This window comes from Aliamphritea hakodatensis (genome assembly GCF_024347195.1).
GTDB classification, from domain to species: Bacteria; Pseudomonadota; Gammaproteobacteria; order Pseudomonadales; family Balneatricaceae; genus Amphritea; species Amphritea hakodatensis.
This window is the reverse complement of the sequence record NZ_AP025281.1, coordinates 5,123,999-5,145,368: the sequence shown is the minus strand read 5'-3', so window position 1 is coordinate 5,145,368 and position 21,370 is coordinate 5,123,999. Positions and strand designations below refer to the sequence as shown.

Sequence of the window (21,370 nt, the reverse complement as noted above, 5' to 3'; positions counted from 1 at the left end):
TCAGTCCGGTGCAGGGCCTCTGTTACCCGCTTTGGAGTGAGGCTGTGACAGCGGTCTTATTCCGGGGCGCTCCAGCTGCCGGGTTTCATCGCTTCACGGGGCAGTTTGATATCAAATTCCGCCCGCAACTGCTGATCAATCTCTTCACTGATGATGTCCGGGAAGTGGCTGTTGAGGGTTTCCGCAGCCCGCAGTTTGGCTACCTGACGGATATCCATGCTGCCGGCTTCCTGCCAGTCGTCCCGGGTACGGCGGTCAAATACGCTTGGGTACAGGTATTCGCTGGTCATCAGGCCGATAGTGTGGGCGTGACCAAGGTAGTGATTGTCGCCATTACAGACATCGTGAATAACATCCACCGCCAGTGACTCATCGGTGACCTCAATGCCCCGGGTCAGACGCATTACCGCGCCATTCACGTCATTATCGATGACATATTGCTCGTAGGCGACGGTCAGCAGGCTTTCCAGGAAGCCGGCCGAGTGGTGCACATAGTTGGAGCCGGCCAGCGCCGCGGTGGCGGTGGTAATGCCTTTCTCAAAGCCTGCCTGGGCGTCACCCACTTTGGAGTCCGCAATGCCGGATGAGTTGTAGATTGGCAGGTTGAGGAACTGGGCGATCTGGGCGCAGGCGGCGTTCAGCAGGGCAAATTCCGCCGAGCCGCCGGTGAACGAACCGGTTCGCAGGTCGGCCTGTGCCGGTACGCAACCCATAATGGCCGGATAGCCCGGGCTCTTCAGGTTGACGTAGGTGAAACCGGACAGCTGTTCAGCGGTCAGCTGCACCAGGGTGCCTGCCAGCGAGGCCGGTGACGTTGCGCCTGCCTGTGGGGCAGATGACAGTACCACCGGAATGTTGTAGTCGATGATTTCATCAAGAATTTCAACGGTTTCCATCGCATACCGCAGCGGAGACACCGTCCAGCAGGCGGTGAATGATAATGGCGGACGGGCATCAAAGGCCTCTTTGCCGCCGACAATCATTTCACCCATCTTACGCAAGTCAGCCACTTTTTCAGGCAGGTAAGCGTTACTCATGACGTGCTTTTTGGTGGCACTCATGCAGGCGTACAGCTGGTTGATATCGATCTCTTCGTTTGCCAGATCACGGCAGACGACCGGGCGCATATAGAAGTGAATATGATCCAGTGTGTCGACTAAGCGACCAATGTGGTAATTATCCGCCAGGGTGGTTTCGCGGACTTTATCGTCAATATCAAGAATTTTAACCGCCTGGCCACCGGTACCCAGATAAACCTTGCGGCCACCCAGCTGCAGGTCGTACTTCGGATCACGGCCGGCCAGCAGGACTTCCGGGCGGGCCAGCTCACGGGCTTTATCGATCAGGTGTGCGGGAATGAATACGCGGTTTTTCTCTGCATCCACCCGGCAGCCGGAGGCTTCAAACAGGTCTCGGCAGGGGCTTGGGCCGACTTCGACACCGGTGCGTTCCAGCACCTGATAGGCGGCATCAACAATGCGCTGAATATCCTGCTGGCTGAGGGGCTGGAAACTGCCGCCTTCAGTACCGGCAGGTGCCGGATTAATCTTCGGGCCGGGTGCAACCTTAGGTTTACGACGGGAGCGGCGTTTCAACTGAGTCATGGGAGTCACTGCCTGATCGGTAATTTTTTATTGTGAGTAGATGCATTTAATAATGGCGAAACACGGCTGGATAAAATAAAATTTTTACGACAATATAGGTCTGTTATCCGACATATTCTCAGGTGAGCGACATGACATCTCCGGCGGTTGAACGTATAGGGTTTTATCTGACAGCTAACTTTTCCATGCTGTCACTGGCGGCGACGCTGGAGCCGCTGCGGATGGCAAACCGGCTGCGGGGTGAAACCCTTTATGCCTGGGATTTCTACTGCAGTGAGGATCAGCCGGTCTGCTGCAGTAATGGCCTGCCGTTTTCACCGAGCCGCAACATGCAGGATGTTGCTGACCTCTCAACCCTGTTTGTGGTGGCCGGCATTGATGCCCACCAACTGGATGCCCCGGAGCTGTACGCCTGGCTGCGGGGGCTGAGTCGCCGGCGCATTGCCGTGGGCGCAACCTCTACCGGCAGCCTCTTGCTGGCCCGGGCAGGCTTGCTGAAAGAACATGCCTGCACCATTCACTGGGAAAACATTGAAAGCCTCCGGGAAGACTTTCCGGCCTTAAGAGTGACCGACGAACTCTTCGAAATCAGCGATCAGTTTATTACCTGTTCCGGCGGCCTTGCCGGGCTGGATATGATGCTGCAGCTGATCTCCTATAAACACGGAGAAGCGCTGGCCACCGACGTGGCAGAGCAGTGTATCCACCCCCATATCCGCAGTGCCCATGAACAGCAGCGCATGGCGGTGCAGCTGCGTCACCGGGTGAATCATCCCCGGTTGGTGAAAGCGCTGGAACTGATGCGCAATCACATTGAAGAGCACCTCACCTGCCAGGAAATCGGTTCCAGAGTCGGCTTATCCAGTCGTCAGCTGGAGCGCCTGTTTCAGGAGCATCTGCAATGCACACCGGCCAGCCATTACATGACGATCCGGCTGGAACGGGCTCAGCATTTGCTGCAGCAATCCACCTTATCGGTGTTACAGGTGGCCACTGCCAGCGGTTTTACGTCCGCGTCTTACTTTGCCCGCTGTTATAAACAGAAATATGGCCGCACGCCCCGGGAAGAGCGCCGCCGTTAGGCACATGTCGCAGCTATTTCAGACGAATTGCTACGTTTTTACTGTGCACGTAATTCAGTAAGCCTTCCCGGCCTTTCTCCCGGCCATAGCCGGATTTTCCGGTGCCGCCGAACGGGGTTTCCACGCCGCCGGCATACCATTCGTTGATGTATACCTGTCCGGCTTTCAACTGTTGTGACAGCCGCATGACCCGTTGTAAATCATTACTGAACACACCGCCCGCCAGACTGTATTCGGTACCGTTGGCCAGCTGAATGGCTTCGGCATCATCAGCAAAGGCCTGTACCGTCAGTACCGGGCCGAAGACTTCTTCGGTGGCGATGGCCATATCGGCGGTGACCTGACTGAAGACCGTTGGCAGGAAGAAGGCTCCCGGGCGGTCCGGTGCTGTGCCGCCGGTGGTGGCAATGGCACCGGCCTGTATTGCCTGCTGGCAGAATTCTCCGACCCGGCGCTGCTGATCCATGCTCACCAGCGTGCCCATGTCCGGGGTTTCATCATGGCTGCCAATGCGGATGCTTTCGGCCAGTTGAGTCAGGCGTTGTAACAGTTCGTCGTGAATATCCCGATGGACGATAATCCGTGACAGGGCCGAGCAGACCTGTCCGGCGTTATAAAAAATACCCCAGCGCACGGATTCAACCACGGTATCCAGATCCGCATCTTCACAGACGATTGCTGCAGATTTACCCCCCAGTTCCAGTACACAGGGCACTAAATTGCGGGCGGCGGCTTCGGCGATCAGGGTGCCGGTCTGTACTGAGCCGGTGAAGACGATCTGATCAATATCCGGGTGGTTCGACAGTGCCGCGCCGGCTTCATGACCATAGCCGCAGAGAATATTGACCGCACCCTCTGGCAGGCCGGCAAATTCGGCGGCTTTAGCAATATAGGTACAGGCCAGCGGGGTCAGTTCCGGGGTTTTGATGACGCAGGTATTGCCGGTGACCAGCGCCGGCGCAACCGACCGGGCGATCATTTCCACCGGGAAGTTCCACGGCACTATGTGGGCGGTGACCCCAAACGGCTCGTAAACGGTGTAGTCGATGTAGTCGTTGCCCAGTGGAATAGAACGGCCATCGACGGTTTCTGCCTGATTGGCGTAATACTCGAAATAGCGGGCAGCGCCCTGAATCTCCCCAGCCGATTCCGCCAGCGGCTTACCTGTTTCCAGCGTCAGTACCCGGGCAATTTCGCTGCAGTTTGCCAGCAGATAGTCGCCCATTTTCCGTACCAGCCGGCCCCGTTCCACCGGACGCATGGCGGGCAGTACGCCACTGTTATGGCAGTCACGGGCGGCCGTTACCGCGGCCTCAACGTCTGCCGGGCCGGCCAGACTGATATCGGCAACCTTGCTCAGGTCAGCCGGATTTTCGACACTCAGATTGCCGCTCTGGCCGGTATGCCACCGGCCATTGATGTAGTTGTGCCACTGGGCAGGCAGTTGTTGCATACAAGTTACTTCTCTGCTGAACGGGGGCGTTATTGGTAATACTGACGGAATAAGTCGAGGGTACGGGCGATGGCGGCATCATCAATGTCCATGTGGACCACCATCCGGCAGGACGGTGACTGGCCGCCAATCAGCACGCCGTTGTCTGCCAGAAACAGGCGCAGGGCGGCATGGTCTTCCGGCTCAGGCGTGATGAACATTATGTTGGTATCAATGGTGCTCAGGTCCAGCGTCAGACCGTCGATGGCTGCCAGACCTTCTGCCAGCGTCCGGGCGCGGCGGTGGTCGTCCGCCAGGCGGTCAATGTGATGTTCCAGTGCATACAGGCCTGCCGCGCCGATAATACCTGCCTGACGCATGCCGCCACCGAGCAGTTTACGCATCCGTTTGGCCCGCTGAATAAAGGCTTTGGTGCCGCTCAGCACCGAGCCAAGGGGCAGGCCCATACCTTTGGACAGGCACAGGGAAACTGAGTCGATATTACGCACCAGCCGGGCCGGAGATATATCCTGCGCCACGGCGGCGTGTAGCAGGCGGGCACCGTCCATATGGACCAGCAACCCCTGCTGATGGGCATAGTCTGTCAGGGCATCAATATTGGCCTGATCCTGAAGCACCCCGCCGACAGTGTTTTCCAGACACAGCAACCGGCTGATGGCACAGTGCGGGTCGTCCGGTTTGATCGCCGCAGCCAGCTGGGCCACGGTGATGCTGCCACGGGCATCGGTTTGCAAAGGGTGCATAGCGATGCCGCCCAGTACTGATGCGCCGCAGGCTTCGTCCCGGTAGATATGGTACTGATCACCGACAATCACTTCTTCGCCCCGCTGGCAGTGGCTCAGCAAGCCGGCCAGGTTGCTCATGGTGCCGGTGGGGAAGAACAGTGCGGCTTCTTTGCCCAGCAGCTCAGCGACCTGTGCTTCAAGCAGGTTCAGGCTGGGATCTTCGCCGTATACATCGTCGCCGACACGGGCACTGGCCATGGCTTCACGCATTCCGGCGGACGGCTGGGTGACGGTGTCACTTCGAAAATCAATCAGGTCCTTATCGGCAATGCCCTGACGGCCGGCCATGCCGGAGTAGCTGCTGCTGGGTTTGGTCATTGGTTCGGTTTCCTTCAGAAGTTCTGACTGGCGACTTGTTCGTCAGTGAGCATAGCACCTTCATAAGGTAACGCCGCAACGATGTGTACTCGCGGATCTTCGCCGCCGTTCAGCGCCGTATGGTAGCCGCGGGTATCGGTGAAATAGACGGAGCCGTCGGCCGGCAGGTGGGTACAGTGATGGTTGACGATAAACAGGGAGCCGGGGTTGCTGATAACCGGAATGTGCAGCCGTGGCTCCGGGTCACGGTGCCAGGAGTTACAGTTATAAATGTCTTTTTTCAGCACCCGCATGCGGCCAATCGGGAACCGGGCGATCAGCTGTTTGTGTACTTCTTCGAAGTAGGTGTCTTTGAACAGGGGGTTGAATTCGGTGAACAGGGATTCGTCCACCATCTCGTCGCGGGCATACTCCTGATAGGTGTCGTCGGTGCGGGTCCAGAAACGGCCAACCAGATCATAGGGCTCCGGCACTTCAACACCCGGGCGGCGGGTCAACGCCAGAGCATGGAAGCCTGAGCCGAGGTTTTCAACGTGCTTTTGCAATTCGAAGTAGCATTTGCGCAATTCATCAATATCAAATTTCAGATCCAGTTTGGCAATGCCCGGGCCCGGTTTAAAAGATGCCACGGACGTGGTGTCAAAATCGCCGGCTAACCATTGTTGCATTTGTTCCGCATCACGCTGAATAGACTGTTCAGAGCTGGACATGGTGTGGGTTCCTCATTTTGTGAGAACAGTAGCATCGGGCCGGCAGATATTTACCTGCGCAGACCTGACTGCACCTGAAAGTTGTTATTTTGGGCTAGATTAATCCCGGGAGGCGGTTTTTGGGAAACGGATTTTTCGGATGAGTTGATCTTTAAATTAGATCAATATTTATTTTAAACCGCGTATTATTAGCGTTAAGTTCGATAATTCTGAATAGATGAACGAAAATTCAGGGGCTGGTAGCCGACTTTCCACTGCTTCATTCCGGGATATTCAATATGAGACGTAAATTACCCAGTACCATGTCGCTGCAATGTTTTGAGCTGGCTGCACGGCTGGAAAATTTTACCCAGGCGGCCAATACCCTGAACATGACCCAGAGCGCCCTGAGCCGGCAGATTAAATTGCTGGAGGAGCTGGTGGGCCAGCCATTATTCCTGCGCAGCCGGCAGCGGGTGAAGCTCAGCCCGGCGGGGCAGTCCTATCTGGCGGCCATTACGCCAATGATTGATGAGCTGGAAGCCGCAACCCTGAAAATGCAATCGTTTCAGGACATCAGTGGCGGCATCAATGTGGGGACATATCCCACCTTCGGTGCCCGCTGGCTGTTGCCTTACCTGCTGGATTTCCAGAATGTTCAGCCGGATATCAATCTGAATACCATCACCTATCTGGACAACAGCCAGTTCGATCCGGCGGTGATTGATGTGGGCATTGTGCAGGGTGATCCGCCGTGGCCGGGGATGCGGGTGGATTATCTGATGCCGGAATTTCTGGCACCGATGGCGTCGCCAAAATTGCTACCGGAACCGGTGAGTGACCCGGCACAGCTGATGTCGCAGCGGATTCTGCATCATACGACCCGGCCGGAATCCTGGAAAATCTGGTTCAATGATCTGGGGGCGATTTTACCGGAAGAGGGCAGCAGCCTGCGGTATTCGCAGTATGAGCTGATCATTGAAGCCATGGTGGCCGGGCACGGTATCGGCCTGATGCCACTGATTCTGCTGCAGCGGGAAATTGCCGAAGGCAAGCTGGTACAGGCCCACAGCCATGTGGCCTGCCCCCGTTCGGCCTATTACCTGCTGACACCGTTGCACAAGGTGGGAATCTCTAAAATCGAGTCTTTCCGCAGTTGGTTTTTACAGCGGGTTAAGGAGCTGAGTTCCTATCAGTAAACCGTTGTCGGCTGACGGTGAACGGTTGGCGAATTCTGTGTGTTACTCAGTCAGTAGTTTTTTGCATTACCTCAGAGAGAAAATCTATATCCCTGCTTTTTATCGGGGAATTATCTGTCTGCCGGCAATATGAACGATCGCTGTGATGGTTGTTTATCTGCCGGCAGCGGTGTTTTTACAGTGCGGTCAATCTGTTACAGGGTGGTGTTTTTTCCTTTTTTCAGCCGGTTTGTTATAGCCTCCGGGGCATTTTCAGAGTGGCTGGTACGGGCTTAAATTGCATCCGGTTTACGGCCATGTTCTGATACCTGTTGGCGACAAATTTTTTTCAACAGTGTTTAATTCTATTCAGTTGTCTGTCCATGATGCATCCTCTAAAACTATTCTTAGCATTAATGGCTGTAGCGACCGCTGTATCAGTTCATTCGGGTTAGGGTGTTCACCTGATGTCTGCCGGTTTGCAGCCCGGTTCTTGCGCTGTTGAGCCCTTCGGCTGACGGAAAAAATCGTTCATGCGACGCATCGTTCTTATCAGGAGTTAATAATGAAAATAATTACCAAAATTCTTGCCACAACCCTTATCAGTGCCCTGCCTATTGCCTCAGTGATGGCCGGCGAAGCGCTGGACCGGGTAATGGATAAAAATTTGCTGAAAGTAGCGACAGATGCCAACTGGGCGCCGCAGTCGTTTCTTAATGACAAAAATGAAATGGACGGTTTTGACGTTAACGTGGCGCAGGAAGTTGCCAAGCGTCTGGGCGTTGAAATTGAATTTGTGACCCCGGCCTGGGATATCATCACTGCCGGCCGCTGGAATGCCCGCTGGGATCTGTCGATCGGTTCCATGACCCCGACCACTGAGCGTGCCAAGGTGCTGACCTTCCCGGCTGTGTATTACTACACGCCAGCGTCGTTTGTGGTGCATAAGGATTCCGATGCTGCCGACGTTTCTGACCTGAACGGTAAGAAGGTCGGTGTAACCACTGCCAGCGTACACGAGCGCTATCTGCAGAAAGATCTGATTATCGACGCCGAAGGCGTACCGGCATTTGATTACCTGGTAGACACCGATTTTATTAAGTCTTATGAGTCTTCGAACGTGGTACTGGATGACCTGCGTCTGGGTAACGGTTCCCGTCTGGACGGTGCCCTGACCAGTGTACCGACCATTAACGAAGCGATGAAAAATAACTACCCGATCAAACCGCTGGGCAAGCCGGTATTCTTTGAGCCACTGGCGTTAGCGATTGATAAAGGTGACCAGGAATTTAACGATAAGCTGGCGGCGATTGTGGCTGAGATGCGTGCTGACGGCACCTTATCCAAGTTGTCCCAGAAGTGGTACAACTACGATTACACCAGCACTCACTAAGCCGCTGTACTTCTATTAAGCCGCTCATCCGGGCGGCTTATCTTCATGCAGTATTCCACCGTCTTGCTGTTGTCCCGGGCTGAACCGGACTAAGCTGGAATCTGTAGTTCTTATTGATATGTCTCCGGGCTGTTTCAGACAGTTCTGACTGTTTTAATACAGTTCGATTCCGGACTTTTTAGCGGTGTAATCTATGTATCAGGATACGGTGCAAGAGGCCAGACTACTGAGTAAAACGCCATTCGTGGTGGCCTTGTATGCATGTTTTTTTGTGTTGCTTTTTTTGGTCGATCTTTCCGGCACCGGGTTTGCCGAGCTGCTGGCACCGGCCATCGGCAGTGATGGCGAAGGCAGCGTGTATGCGCGGTTTGTCACCAGTGTGACCCTGTCAGCCATTATCACGCTGGGGATCTGGCTGATCGGCAAGCTGAAGTTTAATGCCCAGCGGATTACCGTCTGGCTGATTATGGCCTGTCTGTTCATGCTGTTTTTTACCAGCTTTGACCTGAGCTTTGAATTTATTCAGAGCAAGATCTGGTTCATGGTATCGCAGGGTATTCTGACGACCCTGTATATTTCAGTGATATCGATTTCGATTGCTTCGGTGCTGGCGATTATCGGCGCGGTTGCCAAGCTGTCATCCAATGGTTTTGCCAACGGCCTGGCGAGTTTTTATACCTCTTTCTTCCGCGGTTTGCCGCTGCTGATGCAGGTGTATCTGATTTACCTCGGCCTGCCTCAGCTGGGTTTCGTCATTGATGCGGTGCCGGCGGGTATTCTGGCGCTGTCCCTGTGTTACGGCGCCTATATGACGGAAATCTTCCGGGCCGGTATTGAGAGCATTCCGAAGGGGCAGTGGGAAGCGGCCCGTTCAATCGGCTTTAAGTTCGGCCTGACCATGCGGCGGATCATTCTGCCCCAGGCGATTCCGCTGATTATTCCACCGACCGGCAACCAGTTCATTGCCATGCTGAAAGATTCTTCTCTGGTATCGGTGATCGGTGTCTGGGAGCTGATGTTCCTGGCCCGTACCCTGGGACAGAAAGACTTTAAACATATGGAAATGCTGATTACCGCCGCCATGCTGTACTGGATACTGTCGATGGTGCTTGAGTACGCGCAGTCCCATATTGAACGCCGTTACCGCAAGGGGTAAGCCATGAATTCTGTATCCAAGCCAGAGGTGGCTGTTAAACCGATCGTCGAGCTTAAAGATGTGAATAAGTGGTACGACGACTTCCATTGCCTGAAAGACATAAACCTGTCAGTGACCCCCGGCGAGCGGATCGTTATCTGTGGCCCGTCCGGTTCCGGTAAGTCCACGATGATTCGCTGTATTAACCGTTTGGAAGCGCATCAGTCCGGGGAAATCATTGTTGATGATGTGGTGTTGCATGAGCATATGCAGGGCATCGATAAAGTACGTTCCGAAGTGGGCATGGTGTTCCAGAGTTTTAACCTGTTTCCCCATATGACCATTGCAGAAAACTGTATGGCCGGCCCGATGTGGGTTCAGGGGGTCCCTAAAGGGGAAGCCCGCCGGCTGGCGATGAAGTATCTGGAGCAGGTGCGGATTCCGGAGCAGGCGGATAAATATCCCGGGCAGCTGTCCGGTGGTCAGCAGCAGCGGGTAGCGATTGCCCGCAGCCTGTGTATGAAGCCGAAACTGATGTTGTTCGATGAGCCGACGTCAGCACTGGACCCGGAAATGGTGTCCGGGGTGCTGGATACCATGATTGATCTGGCTAAAGAGGGGATGACCATGCTGTGCGTGACCCATGAAATGGGCTTTGCCCGTGAAGTGGCAGACCGGGTGATTTTCATGGCCGACGGTGAAATCGTTGAAGAAAACACCCCGGATGAGTTCTTTAATAACCCCCGGGAAGCGCGTACTCAGCAGTTCCTCAGTCAGATTCTGTAAGGGGCAGACGCATTGTAAAAAGCAGCTTCGGCTGCTTTTTTTGTGTCCGGGCCTTTCTTTACGGGCTTTTCTTTACGGGCTGTTTTTACCGGTTTTACTTGCCCGCCGGGGCAGTCCCGGCCAGGTTGGTGGAGAGCGGGTCTGTCTGGTGGGTTTCATCCAGAATCCAGTTTCTGAAACGCTCGGTTTTGGTGTTGCGATTGCCCTGCGGGTAGGCCAGATAGTAGCCGTTATCGGTGGCTTTGCGCATTGGATAGGCAATGGCCAGTTTACCGTTGCGGATAAATTCTGCCGCGTAAGAGGCCCGGCCAATGGCAATGCCCAGCCCGTCGGCGGCGGCCTGAAGTACCAACTGGCGGCTGTCCAGATCAATGCGGTGTTTAATGTCTGGCAGGCTGTAGCCGGCATCTTTAAGCCAGTCCTGCCATTCTTGTTCGTTCCGGCTGTAGTGAATCAGGCTGAAGTTGTCGGCCAGTTCATTCAGTCGCTCCATGGGAGGCAGCCGGGGCAGCAGATCCGGATGGCATACGATGAAGAGTTCTTCATGCATCAGGAATTCGGCTTTCAGACCTGGCCAGTGACCCCGGCCGTAGCGGATGCTGATATCAATGTTGGCGGAGAGCAGATCAACCGGGTCATCGGAGTTGATCAGCCGGATATCCAGGTCCGGATACATTGCCTGAAACTTTGGCAGCCGGGGCAGCAGCCAGCAGGCCGCCAGTGTATGTGTGAGGTTAACCCGCAGGGTTTGCGGATCGCCGTGGCGGGCCAGTCTGGCACCGGCATCTTCCAGCTGCTGAAAAATGCTCTGTACGGTTTGCAGGTATTCCTCTCCGGCGGGGGTCAGGGACGACTTGCCCCGGTCGCGGTTAAACAGCTTTGCCTGCAGAAAGGTTTCCAGGGTGCGGATCTGATGGCTGACCGCCGAGGGGGTCTGGCAGGCTTCTTTTGCTGCCGCCCGGAAGCTTTCGTGGCGGGCGGCGGTTTCAAAGGCTCTCAGGGCAGCAAACGGAGGCAGGTCACGACGCATAATCAGGCAGTACCGCAGGACAGTGGAATTGGCTCAATCCTAGCAGCCGGGCGGGGCGGCTGGCCAGTCGCTCAGGGGCTTCCGGTGCCGGAACCTGTGAATATTCTGCGTCGCCATCAGGCAATTTTTCGATAAATTTATCGTTTTTTTGCAACAACTGGTGTAAAAAGCCCAGCCCTTTCACCTGCTAGGGGCACTGGGGGCGGATACGCCAGCAAATTATCTTAATTTTCGATGACTTAAGTATATTTCCAACTGGTTTGTAGGGTTAATTGTCGGATTATATGTAGAGATTGTCGCAAAATTATCCTATTGGTTGGTTTTTAATCATTATCGTGGTTTTTCTCTGCCAGGTAACTGCACAGCTACCCATCAATAAGAACAAATACAGAGGTGTGAAATTGGAAACACTGGCATTTATTGCTGAGAGCTGGTCACTGATTTTCAGCCTGACACTGGAGCATATTTCTCTGGTGGGCGTGGCGGTCGGGCTGGCGATTCTGACCGGTGTGCCTATCGGCATTGCCATTACCCAGAACGAATCGGTGGCTGCCGTGGTGCTGTACACCGCATCGGTCATTATTACCGTTCCGTCCATTGCACTGTTTGGCCTGATGATTCCCGTGCTGTCGCTGTTTGGACAGGGCATTGGCTATCTGCCGGCGGTCATTGCTGTCCTGCTTTATTCCCAGCTACCCATTATCCGAAATACCTATGCGGCGATTAATAATGTTGATCCGGCGTTGCGTGAGGCTGCCCGGGGGTTGGGTATGACACCGGTACAGCGGCTCCGGCTGGTGGAAATTCCGTTGGCTATTCCGGTGATTTTTGCCGGTATCCGTACCGCGGTGGTAATGAATATCGGTGTCATGGCGATTGCTGCCTACATCGGTGCCGGCGGGCTGGGCACCCTGATCAGTCGGGGTATCACCCAGACTGATCCGCGCCAGCTGATTGCCGGTGCGCTGGCAGTCAGCCTGTTGGCCATCATTGCGGACTACGGCCTGCTGTACTGCCAGCGAAAACTGACGCCCAAAGGTGTTTCTGCCTGATTCAGACCCGTCAGGATTTCTGAGAATTTAATCAATAAGAGAGTGTCCCGTGATTCAGTTAGAAAACCTCACAAAAATATTCGAGACACCGGATGGCGTGGTTACCGCGGCAGATAATATCAATATGACGGTGCCGAAAGGCGAGATCTGTGTATTACTTGGCCCGTCCGGCTGCGGTAAAACCACCACCCTGAAAATGCTGAACCGGATCATTCCGCCGACGTCCGGCCGGGTACTGATCAACGGGGAAGATACCAGCACCCTGGATACCATCAGCCTGCGCCGTAACATCGGTTACGTGATTCAGCAGATCGGTCTGTTTCCCAACATGACCATTGCGGAAAACATTTCCATCGTTCCCCGGTTACTGGGCTGGGATAAAAAGCGCTATCTGGCAAGGGCTGAAGAATTGCTGGCAATGGTGGCGCTGGAGCCGAAGACGTTCATGCAGCGTTATCCCCGGGAACTTTCCGGTGGTCAGCAGCAGCGGGTGGGCGTTATCCGTGCACTGGCGGCTGATCCGCCGGTGATGCTGATGGATGAGCCTTTCGGTGCGATTGATCCGATTAACCGGGAGGTTATTCAGGATGAGTTTCTGAAGATGCAGGAAGAGCTGCAGAAAACCATTCTGTTCGTCAGCCATGACATCGATGAAGCGGTGAAGATGGCGGACAAAGTTGCCATCTTCAATGCCGGTAAGCTGATTCAGTTCGATTCACCGGACGCCCTGTTAGCGCATCCCTGCAATAAATTTGTGGAAGATTTTGTCGGTACCGACCGTACCCTCAAGCGCCTGCGGCTGGCCAAAGTGGCGGATGTCATGACCCCGGCTCCCACACCGGTGAAGCCGGATGATGATTTGCAGAAGGCGCTGGAGATCATGCAGAACAACGATTATGTGGCGGTGACCATGGTGGATACTCTGGGGCGGCCGATCGGCTCCATCACCCGGGATCTGGCCACCGCCAAGCGGGGCCGTTGTGGTGATCATTTCCATGGTTTGCGGGCTATTGCCCGGGTAGATGATGACCTGCGCAGTGTTGCCTCAGCTATGTTCAGCAAAGACACCACCTGGATGCCCTGTGTCGACGGTGAAGGTATTTTCCGGGGTGAGATTTCCCAGCGGGGCGTGACCCATTATCTGGGGGCAACCTACCGCAGCCGTGAAGCTCAGCAGTCGGGTGTTCAGCATGGTGAAGTCTAAAAAGGTTTTGTTCTGGCTGGTGATCTTACTGGGGACGTTTTACCTCGGGGTGGTGAGCCAGAGCAGCGGTCTGATTGATGATTTCTTTTATTACTGGGAAGACATCGTATACCTCAGCGGGCAACACATGCAGTTGTCGGCGATGTCAGGCAGTGCGGCCATTATTCTGGCAGTACCGCTGGGTATCTGGCTCAGCCGGCCGGCCTGTAAGCGCATTGCTGAGCCGGTGATGCAGGTGCTGAATATCGGTACCACTGTGCCAACGCTGGCAATTCTGGCGCTGTCGATGAGCTTTTTAGGCATAGGCTCAACCCCGGCCGTATTTGCCCTGTGTGTGGCGACCCTGCTGCCGATTGTGCGCAATACCTATGTGGGGCTGCTGGCAGTACCTGATCACCTTAAAGAAGCGGCGAACGGGATGGGTATGACCCCCGGACAGATTTTGCTGCGGGTGGAAATTCCCAATGCCCTGTATGTGATTTTTGCCGGTATCCGCACCGCACTGACGATCAATGTGGGCACCGTACCGCTGGCGTTCCTGATCGGCGGCGGTGGCCTTGGGGAGCTGATTTTTACCGGGATTGATCTGGATGAAATGCCGATGCTGTTGGCGGGCGCGATACCGACGTCTCTGCTGGCGGTGATGGTGGATATCAGCGTCGGCGCGCTGGCATTTTTCATCGTCCCCAAAGGGGTGAACCCTCTGCGGATGAATAAGTAACACCGGCGGCGAAGAACGCCGGAGTACGCATAAAAAAACGAAAAACAAGCAACGATAATGAAGGGTAGGGACCAGAGAATGAAAATAACAAAGCTACTGAAAACGCTGGCAGCCGGTATGTTTCTCACCGGTGCTGTACAGGCAAATGCCGAAGCACTGGTAGTCGGCGGTAAAAACTTCACCGAACAACAGCTGCTGACATCCATGACCAGCCAGTATCTGGCGGCGAAAGGTGTTGATGTGGATACCCGTGCCGGGATGGGTACCGCGGTGCTGCGCAAAGCCCAGGTGAACGGCCAGATTGATCTTTACTGGGAATATACCGGTACGGCGCTGATCAACTTTAACAAGATCAAAGATCCGCTGAGCATGGAAGATGGCTACAACAAGGTAAAAGAGCTGGATGCTGAAAAAGGTCTGGTATGGCTGAACCCTTCTAAGGTGAACAATACCTATGCGCTGGCCATGCGCCGTGCCGAAGCGGCAGAAAAGGGCATTTCCAGCCTGTCTGACCTGAGTAAGGCGGTGAATGCCGGTGATGAGCTGCTGTTTGCCTGTAATGCGGAGTTTGCTGCCCGTGCCGATGGTCTGAAGCCGTTACAGAAAGCCTATGGCTTTAAATTTGACCGTTCTCAGGTGAAGCGTATGGATACCGGTCTGACCTATCAGGCGCTGAAAGAAGGTCAGGTGAACATCTCGCTGGTATTTGCCACCGACGGCCGTATCCCGGCGTTTGATTTTGTCGTCCTGAAAGATGATAAGAATTACTTCCCGGTTTACGCGTTAACACCGGTGATCCGTGCTGAGGCGCTGGAAGCGAATCCTGCCCTTGAAGGCCTGATGAATGATCTGGCGTCCCGCCTGAATGATCAGAGCATGGCTGAGCTGAATGCTAAAGTGGATGTGAATAAAGAGACGATCGAAAAGGTGGCGAAGGGCTTCCTGACCGAACAGGGTCTGATTTAAGCTTAACCGCTGAAGCATCTGACGCCCGGTTATGCCGGGCGTTTTCGTTTGCCGGGAAAAAACGGAGTACTGAATATGAGTTTACGGGCTGGGGTGGCGCAAATAGGCGTGGTTCCCGGGGATATTGCAGCCAATCTGCAACAGCATGAAGAATACATTGCTGCCGCCCGGGATCAGGGGGTGGAAGTGCTGGTGTTTCCCGAGCTGTCGCTGACCGGCTATCAGTTGGGGCGGCAGGTGCCGGCACTGGCTATGCCGGCGGGTGATCCCCGCTTGCTGGCGCTGGCGGAAAGGTGCAAAGGCATTCGGGTGGTATGCGGCTTTGTTGAAGAGGCCACTCCCGGTGAATACTACAATGCCGCGGCCTGGCTGCAGGATGGCAAGGTCACCGCTGTGCACCGCAAGTTGAACCTGCCTACTTATGGCAGCCTGGAAGAAGGCAAGTTGTATACACCGGGCACCGCGCTTAATACTCAGGAAATAAAGACTAACTGGTCGGCATTGTCGCTGATCTGCGCAGATCTGTGGAATCCCGGTCTGGTATATGCGGGTATGTTACGTAAGCCTGAGGTATTAGTGGCACCGATCAATTCGGCAGAAGGTGTCGTCAGCGATGAGTTTTCTAACCCGCAAAACTGGCAGGCTAATCTGACGTATATGGCGATGACGTATGGCACGCCAGTCATTATGGCGAACCGCTGTGACATTGAGCTGGGAGCCCGTTTCTGGGGCGGCAGTCAGATTCTTGGTGCCCGTGGGGAAGTGCTTGCCCGGGCCGGTGAAGATGAAGTGCTGTTGGTGGCAGATATCGAACGCAGCACAATTGCCGCCGCACGGTTTGACTTGCCTACGTTGCGGGATGCCAATCCGCAATTAATCAGTCAGTTAATTGCGGATATGTAATTCTGGAGAGTTGTAACGGATGTTAGCTGACCACGTTCAGGCCGGCGTGCAGGCGGGTAATCCAGCCCCGGTCCAGCCAGCTGAACAGGGTGGTGAGCAGTTTCTCGGTTGGGTCTGAATTGCTGATTTCAATCAGGAATTCAGCGGTCTGTTCAAGGTTGTAGCCTTTACTGAAGGTTTCGTACATGGCCTGTTCGAAGCCGTCCAGGCTGGCAAATTCGGTGAGCCGGTCACGGTTGCGCCACAGGATCCAGTATTCATTGCGGGCCAGTGCATCCGGTGGGCTGCGGTCGGCTTTAAGATGCTGCCAGATATCCACCACGTTATAGCCGGTAATAAAGGCTCTGACGCTGGGGTGAAATTCTACTTTCAGCTGTGCCCACTGTTCCGGCGTAATCCGGGTCAGGTCTTCACGGCTGCACATCTGTGCATCCATAGAATCAAAGGCAATCAGCAGCTCCCGTTCAAACCGGGCCAGTTCAGCGATTTGAGGGTGAGGGCTGAAGGATTCGTTTTCAGTGAGAAATTTCGGTAAACGGTCGCCAAAATCCCGTAATGAGCGGAAAGTGGAGGGGTATGCGGCAATATAGTCCCGAACCATGGTGTTGAACATATCATCGCCCAGATACTTACCGAGAATCTCATGGTCGGTGTCCAGGGTTTCCCAGAAACTGACCTGATAGGCGTTGCGGTAAATATGCAGCTGAATGTCGACGCTGACTTTGCCACGGTCCTGAATATGCTCATGGATATCCGATGGCTTGCCCATGATGTAATCCAGCAGCTGTTGCTGGCGTTCATGTAAATCGCTCACACAGCCTCCTGATAACGGGGTGTCAGTTGCTCAGGGCCGAGGGTTTCGTTGGCGATTTTACGGGCGATTTGCAGTTCGCCGCGTAAATCTTCGAACGGTGGAATATTACCGTCCCGTTCGATCATGGTGCTCACCGGGCCAAAGTGCAGCAGGGCTTCTTTATACAGCTCCCAGACCGGATCAGGTACGTCATGGTCATGGGTGTCGATAATGTAGTCGCCGTAGTCGGTATGCCCGGCAAGGTGGAATTGTTTGACCCGGTCGGCCGGGGTTTTCTTAATGTATTCCAGCGGGTCAAAACCGTGGTTACGGGCGCTGACATAAATGTTATTAACGTCGAACAGGATGTGACAGTCGGCCCGTTCAGTCAGCGCGGCGAGGAATTCCCATTCAGGAATGGCTGAGTCGTCGAAGCTGATGTAGCTGGAAGGGTTTTCCAGCAGAATTTGCCGGCCCATGTAATCCTGTGCCTGTTTGATACGTTCAACCATCAGATCCAGGGCTTCTTCGGTATAGGGAACGGGCAGCAGATCGTGGGTGTTGATACCGTTAATGCCGGTCCAGCACAGGTGATCTGACAGCCATTCGGGCTGTAATTCGTCGTGCAGTTGCTTGAGGCGTTTCATGTAATCCATGTCCAGCGGGTCAGTGGAACCCAGAGACATAGAGACGCCGTGCATTACCATTGGGTAATGTTCGCGAATTGCGTGCAGGTAGTATTTTGGCTTGCCGCCATCCACCATGAAGTTTTCCGAGATAATCTCGAACCAGTCTATGTTTTTAGGTTTGGTTTCCAGTACGTCGTGGAAATGGTCAGTACGCAGACCCAGGCCAAAGCCGAGAAAATCAGTAGACATGTGAAGCTTCCTTCATATTGCAGCGATTCAGCGATTATTGCACAAATAACAGTGGGGTATGTTGATGTTGCGCAATCTTCGTTGTCAGGTGCCGGAGCGGCGGGAAGTGCCGAATGGCAGAGCCTGAAACGAAATACGCGGATTACTGAAGCCAGAACATCAGTGGGCTTTCGCCCTGCGAGGTGAACCTGATAAAGACTTCAATAATCCGCATAACCAAAACCCCCTAAGGGGTTAGATGTTGTCCCCTGTGGGAAGCTTCTTAGGAAGCTTTACCACCAACATCAGCACAGGCTTTAGCGCCCATTGCTACGAAACCAGTACCTTTACAAGAACCCTGACCGGCACATGCGTTGTTTGCACCTGCGCAATCGTTGTGGCCCTTACAAACGTTAACACCGTTACAGTGAACTAAGTCAGCCTTAGCCACTTCACCACGCCATTCGTCCTGAACCTTGCCACCGATATCGGCACAAGCTTTAGAAGGCATGCCTACGAAACCAGTACCTTTACAAGAACCCTGGCCAGCACATGCGTTGTTCGCACCGCCACAGTCGTTGTGACCTTTACATACGTTTACGCCTGCGCAATGTACCAGATCGGTAGTGTTTGCATCTGCGCTGGCAGTATCGTTAGTAGCAGCAGTTGCAGAACAGCCAGCCAGTGCAGCAGCCGCAAATGCAACAGAAGCGCCACTCAGCATAGGTTTGATATTTTTATTCATTTTTAAATCTCCTGACGGTAATAGACGCTTCGTTGATTCCAATTGAAGCGAGATATTGGAGTGCACACAGTGCCATATAAAATTAGTCGTCTTATATGAAACAAAACTGAAAACACACACTCTAAGTGATTCTTTGTACAGCCAAATTTTTTAAAACAGCGAAAGTGAGTATAGCAGCTGGCTGAAAAATGACCGGCAGCACTGTGCCGTTTTTCCAGCAGTTACAGGGCTTGCAGCGATGCCGGGCGGCTCCCGGTTTTGTTCTGAAAGCACCGGCGGGAAGCGATTGGATGACCGGGGGAAAAAACCGAATTTTTTTCAGTCGGGGTGAGAGAAAACGCTGAAAGAACGGTTTTTTTCAGCGTTTATGAAAGCTGAAACTGAAAATTATTGCTTACAAAAGCCCCCATAAAGTCTGAAAAATAATCTGCTGGGCGGCGGCCACTTCTTTTGAATTGATCACCACCGCGGTGGGATAGTTGTGAGATGCCAGTGAAATAATTGCACATTTAGGTGGGTAAATAGCAATATAGGCGGCATCGACCGGACCTTCCGTTTTGATCCATTTACGTTCGCTCAGCTCGGCGTCTTCGCCGCCGTCCCCGATGGCGATTACCTTTACTTCAATGCCTCGCTGAATCCGCTGCAGGGTAAAGTTAGGAAATGGCCGGTACAGGTGCGCCCGGATCGGTTTGGACGAAAAGATAGAATATTCTTTTTTCTCCTGCGCTGAGACGGTACTGAGAATATCCCGCAATACCCATTCGATGCCAGCATCGCCTTCATAATAGCTGACATTGGCCGCGTTAAAATCCGGCATCAGATGATGCATGTCAGGAATCACCCGGGTCTTCAACTGTTCTATCGCCTGATCCAGGTTACGCTGTTTGTCCTGTGCCAGCTGCAGCAGGACGTCCGGCTCACGGGGGGAAAATAACCGCCGCTTACCTTTGGGCAGATAGCTGATAACCCCTTTGCTCTGCAGTGCTTTGAGGCATTCATACGTGGTGCCCCGGTTGATGCCGGATTTTTCAGCAATGACCCGGATCGAACTGGGCCCCAGGGCCAGCAGTGCGCGGTAAATTTTGACCTCTCTTTTAGACAGGTCGAGCAGTTCAAAAATATGTTCATTCATAGTGGGTGATTTACGTCTTATTATTTGTCATTTTATTTGTGACAATTTGTATTGCATCTGTGCCTGTATCGCTTAAAGTGCAATCATTCATAAGGTTATGTCAATTGGAATTGACCTGGCTCAGGTAAAAACTATTTCAAGGATGCCTCTGTTGTGACAACTCTTAATACAATTATTCTTGCTGCCGGTCAGGGCAGCCGCATGAAGTCTTCATTACCCAAAGTTCTGCACAGGATTGCCGGCAAGCCGATGGTGCAGTGGGTTATTGATGCCGCCGGTCAGTTACCGGCGAATAACGCCCATGTTGTGATTGGCCACGGGGCGGATCACCTGAAAGAAGCATTGTCCGGCCAGCCACTGACATTTGCCGTGCAGGCTGAACAGTTAGGCACTGGTCACGCGGTGGCACAGGCACTGCCAAATGTTGCAGAAGATTCCATTGCGCTGGTGCTGTATGGCGATGTGCCGCTGACAAAAGCAGAAACCATGGCACGTCTGGTGGACATTGCCGAACAGGGCGATTTTGCCCTGCTGACGGTGAAGCTGGATGATCCGGCCGGCTACGGCCGTATCGTGCGGGATGAGCAGGCCCGGGTCAGTGCCATTGTGGAACACAAAGATGCCACGGCGGATCAGTTAGCCATTACGGAAGTGAATACCGGTATTCTGGCGGTGGCTGCGAGCAAGCTGCATGAGTGGCTGCCACAGCTGTCTTCAGATAACGCGCAGGGCGAATACTACCTGACAGATGTCATTGCCATGGCGGCTTCGTCCGGAATGAATGTCACCACTATTCAGCCGGAAACCGAACAGGAAGTTCAGGGTATTAATAACCGCATGCAACAGGCTGAGCTGGAGCGCTGGTATCAGCTGCAACAGGCCCGCTCACTGATGGAGCAGGGGGTGACCCTGGCTGACCCGGCGCGTTTGGATGTGCGCGGTGATCTGACTGTCGGTACAGATGTCAGCATTGATATCAATGTGGTATTCAAAGGTAAAGTTGTACTGGGTAATAACGTCACCATTGAACCGAACTGCGTGATCGAAGATTCCGCGATCGGTGATGGCTGTCACATTAAAGCAAATTCGGTACTGGAACAGGCCGAGCTGGCCGGTGACTCGGACATTGGTCCGTTTGCCCGTCTGCGTCCCGGCAGCCGTCTGGCACGGGGTGCCAAGGTCGGTAACTTCGTCGAAACCAAAAAGGCGAATATCGGTGCAGGCAGTAAGGTGAATCACCTGAGTTATGTGGGCGATGCCGAAGTGGGTCCGGGGGCCAATATTGGTGCCGGTACCATTACCTGTAACTATGACGGTGTGAATAAGTTTAAGACGGAGATCGGTGCCGGTGCCTTTATCGGCTCGAACAGTGCGCTGGTTGCGCCGGTAAAGATCGGTGAAAACGCCACTGTGGGTGCCGGTTCAACCGTCAGTAAAAATGTCAATGATGCAGAACTGGCGGTGAGCCGGGCGCGGCAGACCAATATCAAAGGCTGGCAGCGTCCGGTGGATCAGAAAGCCGCTAAAGATCAGTAAGCACT

The 21,370-nt window shown here is 54.1% G+C and carries 20 protein-coding genes; 11 read left to right on the top strand and 9 right to left on the bottom strand.

Features of this window, described 5'->3' with window-relative positions:
• Positions 1–56: 56 nt before the first annotated feature.
• The gene (locus PCI15_RS23380; protein ID WP_271272266.1) at positions 57–1,604 is read right to left on the bottom strand and encodes a trimethylamine methyltransferase family protein; all 1,548 of its coding nucleotides are present in this window, start codon (positions 1,602–1,604) and stop codon (positions 57–59) included.
• Between the two features lie 131 nt (positions 1,605–1,735).
• Between PCI15_RS23380 and PCI15_RS23375 the strand changes: the two genes are divergently transcribed.
• Positions 1,736–2,686: a GlxA family transcriptional regulator gene (locus tag PCI15_RS23375; RefSeq protein WP_271272265.1), complete on the top strand. Its 951-nt coding sequence runs from the start codon at positions 1,736–1,738 to the stop codon at positions 2,684–2,686.
• Positions 2,687–2,699: 13 nt separating this feature from the next.
• On the opposite strand, the gene PCI15_RS23370 is transcribed toward PCI15_RS23375, so the two are convergent.
• From PCI15_RS23370 to PCI15_RS23360, 3 genes are read right to left on the bottom strand one after another with little or no spacing between them, the layout of a single operon-like run.
• The gene (locus PCI15_RS23370) at positions 2,700–4,139 is read right to left on the bottom strand and encodes an aldehyde dehydrogenase family protein (protein WP_271272264.1); all 1,440 of its coding nucleotides are present in this window, start codon (positions 4,137–4,139) and stop codon (positions 2,700–2,702) included.
• Between the two features lie 29 nt (positions 4,140–4,168).
• Positions 4,169–5,242: a low-specificity L-threonine aldolase gene (gene ltaE, locus PCI15_RS23365; protein WP_336296724.1), complete on the bottom strand. Its 1,074-nt coding sequence runs from the start codon at positions 5,240–5,242 to the stop codon at positions 4,169–4,171.
• Positions 5,243–5,256: 14 nt separating this feature from the next.
• Entirely contained in the window at positions 5,257–5,952 is a 696-nt protein-coding gene (locus PCI15_RS23360) for a hypothetical protein (RefSeq protein WP_271272263.1), read from the bottom strand.
• Between the two features lie 278 nt (positions 5,953–6,230).
• Here PCI15_RS23360 and PCI15_RS23355 point away from each other — a divergent pair, with 278 nt between their 5' ends.
• From PCI15_RS23355 to PCI15_RS23340, 4 genes are all read left to right on the top strand, one after another.
• Positions 6,231–7,130 (top strand): LysR substrate-binding domain-containing protein, encoded by a 900-nt coding sequence (locus tag PCI15_RS23355; RefSeq protein WP_205657139.1) that lies wholly within the window; start codon positions 6,231–6,233, stop codon positions 7,128–7,130.
• Positions 7,131–7,674: 544 nt separating this feature from the next.
• The gene (locus PCI15_RS23350) at positions 7,675–8,502 is read left to right on the top strand and encodes a transporter substrate-binding domain-containing protein (protein ID WP_271272262.1); all 828 of its coding nucleotides are present in this window, start codon (positions 7,675–7,677) and stop codon (positions 8,500–8,502) included.
• A 193-nt stretch (positions 8,503–8,695) separates the two neighbouring features.
• A complete protein-coding gene (locus PCI15_RS23345; protein ID WP_271272261.1) occupies positions 8,696–9,658 on the top strand; it encodes an amino acid ABC transporter permease in 963 nt (320 codons plus the stop codon).
• 3 nt (positions 9,659–9,661) lie between these two features.
• Complete coding sequence (locus PCI15_RS23340) at positions 9,662–10,423, top strand: amino acid ABC transporter ATP-binding protein (RefSeq protein ID WP_271272260.1); 762 nt, start codon at positions 9,662–9,664, stop codon at positions 10,421–10,423.
• Positions 10,424–10,517: 94 nt separating this feature from the next.
• Here the strand turns inward: PCI15_RS23340 and gcvA are convergent, their stop codons facing one another.
• Positions 10,518–11,453, bottom strand: coding sequence for a transcriptional regulator GcvA (gene gcvA, locus PCI15_RS23335; protein ID WP_271272259.1), 936 nt, complete (start codon positions 11,451–11,453; stop codon positions 10,518–10,520).
• A gap of 401 nt (positions 11,454–11,854) precedes the next feature.
• Here gcvA and PCI15_RS23330 point away from each other — a divergent pair, with 401 nt between their 5' ends.
• From PCI15_RS23330 to PCI15_RS23310, 5 genes are all read left to right on the top strand, one after another.
• On the top strand, positions 11,855–12,505 hold the full coding sequence (locus PCI15_RS23330) for an ABC transporter permease (protein WP_271272258.1): 651 nt from the start codon (positions 11,855–11,857) through the stop codon (positions 12,503–12,505).
• A gap of 49 nt (positions 12,506–12,554) precedes the next feature.
• Entirely contained in the window at positions 12,555–13,709 is a 1,155-nt protein-coding gene (locus PCI15_RS23325) for an ABC transporter ATP-binding protein (protein ID WP_271272257.1), read from the top strand.
• Entirely contained in the window at positions 13,696–14,430 is a 735-nt protein-coding gene (locus PCI15_RS23320) for an ABC transporter permease (protein ID WP_271272256.1), read from the top strand. Before PCI15_RS23325 ends, PCI15_RS23320 begins: the two co-directional genes overlap by 14 nt.
• 78 nt (positions 14,431–14,508) lie before the next feature.
• Positions 14,509–15,396 carry a glycine betaine ABC transporter substrate-binding protein gene (locus PCI15_RS23315; protein WP_336296723.1) on the top strand — a complete coding sequence of 296 codons (888 nt, stop codon included), beginning with the start codon at positions 14,509–14,511 and terminating at the stop codon, positions 15,394–15,396.
• A gap of 75 nt (positions 15,397–15,471) precedes the next feature.
• Positions 15,472–16,299 (top strand): nitrilase-related carbon-nitrogen hydrolase, encoded by an 828-nt coding sequence (locus PCI15_RS23310; protein ID WP_271272255.1) that lies wholly within the window; start codon positions 15,472–15,474, stop codon positions 16,297–16,299.
• A gap of 22 nt (positions 16,300–16,321) precedes the next feature.
• On the opposite strand, the gene PCI15_RS23305 is transcribed toward PCI15_RS23310, so the two are convergent.
• The 4 genes from PCI15_RS23305 to PCI15_RS23290 form a co-directional block, all read right to left on the bottom strand.
• Complete coding sequence (locus PCI15_RS23305; protein WP_271272254.1) at positions 16,322–17,113, bottom strand: HvfC/BufC N-terminal domain-containing protein; 792 nt, start codon at positions 17,111–17,113, stop codon at positions 16,322–16,324.
• On the bottom strand, positions 17,110–17,970 hold the full coding sequence (gene bufB / locus PCI15_RS23300) for an MNIO family bufferin maturase (protein WP_271272253.1): 861 nt from the start codon (positions 17,968–17,970) through the stop codon (positions 17,110–17,112). Before bufB ends, PCI15_RS23305 begins: the two co-directional genes overlap by 4 nt.
• A gap of 262 nt (positions 17,971–18,232) precedes the next feature.
• A complete protein-coding gene (gene bufA2, locus PCI15_RS23295; protein ID WP_271272252.1) occupies positions 18,233–18,694 on the bottom strand; it encodes a BufA2 family periplasmic bufferin-type metallophore in 462 nt (153 codons plus the stop codon).
• Positions 18,695–19,088: 394 nt separating this feature from the next.
• Positions 19,089–19,829 carry a TrmB family transcriptional regulator gene (locus PCI15_RS23290; protein ID WP_271272251.1) on the bottom strand — a complete coding sequence of 247 codons (741 nt, stop codon included), beginning with the start codon at positions 19,827–19,829 and terminating at the stop codon, positions 19,089–19,091.
• Positions 19,830–19,982: 153 nt separating this feature from the next.
• Between PCI15_RS23290 and glmU the strand changes: the two genes are divergently transcribed.
• Positions 19,983–21,365 carry a bifunctional UDP-N-acetylglucosamine diphosphorylase/glucosamine-1-phosphate N-acetyltransferase GlmU gene (glmU, locus tag PCI15_RS23285; RefSeq protein WP_271272250.1) on the top strand — a complete coding sequence of 461 codons (1,383 nt, stop codon included), beginning with the start codon at positions 19,983–19,985 and terminating at the stop codon, positions 21,363–21,365.
• Positions 21,366–21,370 lie beyond the last annotated feature (5 nt).

Coding starts and splice junctions, on each gene's coding strand:
- PCI15_RS23380 (WP_271272266.1), bottom strand. CDS start 1,604: ATGACTCAGTTGAAACGCCGCTCCCGTCGTAAACCTAAGGTTGCACCC.
- PCI15_RS23375 (WP_271272265.1), top strand. CDS start 1,736: ATGACATCTCCGGCGGTTGAACGTATAGGGTTTTATCTGACAGCTAAC.
- PCI15_RS23370 (WP_271272264.1), bottom strand. CDS start 4,139: ATGCAACAACTGCCTGCCCAGTGGCACAACTACATCAATGGCCGGTGG.
- ltaE (WP_336296724.1), bottom strand. CDS start 5,242: ATGACCAAACCCAGCAGCAGCTACTCCGGCATGGCCGGCCGTCAGGGC.
- PCI15_RS23360 (WP_271272263.1), bottom strand. CDS start 5,952: ATGTCCAGCTCTGAACAGTCTATTCAGCGTGATGCGGAACAAATGCAA.
- PCI15_RS23355 (WP_205657139.1), top strand. CDS start 6,231: ATGAGACGTAAATTACCCAGTACCATGTCGCTGCAATGTTTTGAGCTG.
- PCI15_RS23350 (WP_271272262.1), top strand. CDS start 7,675: ATGAAAATAATTACCAAAATTCTTGCCACAACCCTTATCAGTGCCCTG.
- PCI15_RS23345 (WP_271272261.1), top strand. CDS start 8,696: ATGTATCAGGATACGGTGCAAGAGGCCAGACTACTGAGTAAAACGCCA.
- PCI15_RS23340 (WP_271272260.1), top strand. CDS start 9,662: ATGAATTCTGTATCCAAGCCAGAGGTGGCTGTTAAACCGATCGTCGAG.
- gcvA (WP_271272259.1), bottom strand. CDS start 11,453: ATGCGTCGTGACCTGCCTCCGTTTGCTGCCCTGAGAGCCTTTGAAACC.
- PCI15_RS23320 (WP_271272256.1), top strand. CDS start 13,696: ATGGTGAAGTCTAAAAAGGTTTTGTTCTGGCTGGTGATCTTACTGGGG.
- PCI15_RS23315 (WP_336296723.1), top strand. CDS start 14,509: ATGAAAATAACAAAGCTACTGAAAACGCTGGCAGCCGGTATGTTTCTC.
- PCI15_RS23310 (WP_271272255.1), top strand. CDS start 15,472: ATGAGTTTACGGGCTGGGGTGGCGCAAATAGGCGTGGTTCCCGGGGAT.
- bufB (WP_271272253.1), bottom strand. CDS start 17,970: ATGTCTACTGATTTTCTCGGCTTTGGCCTGGGTCTGCGTACTGACCAT.
- bufA2 (WP_271272252.1), bottom strand. CDS start 18,694: ATGAATAAAAATATCAAACCTATGCTGAGTGGCGCTTCTGTTGCATTT.
- PCI15_RS23290 (WP_271272251.1), bottom strand. CDS start 19,829: ATGAATGAACATATTTTTGAACTGCTCGACCTGTCTAAAAGAGAGGTC.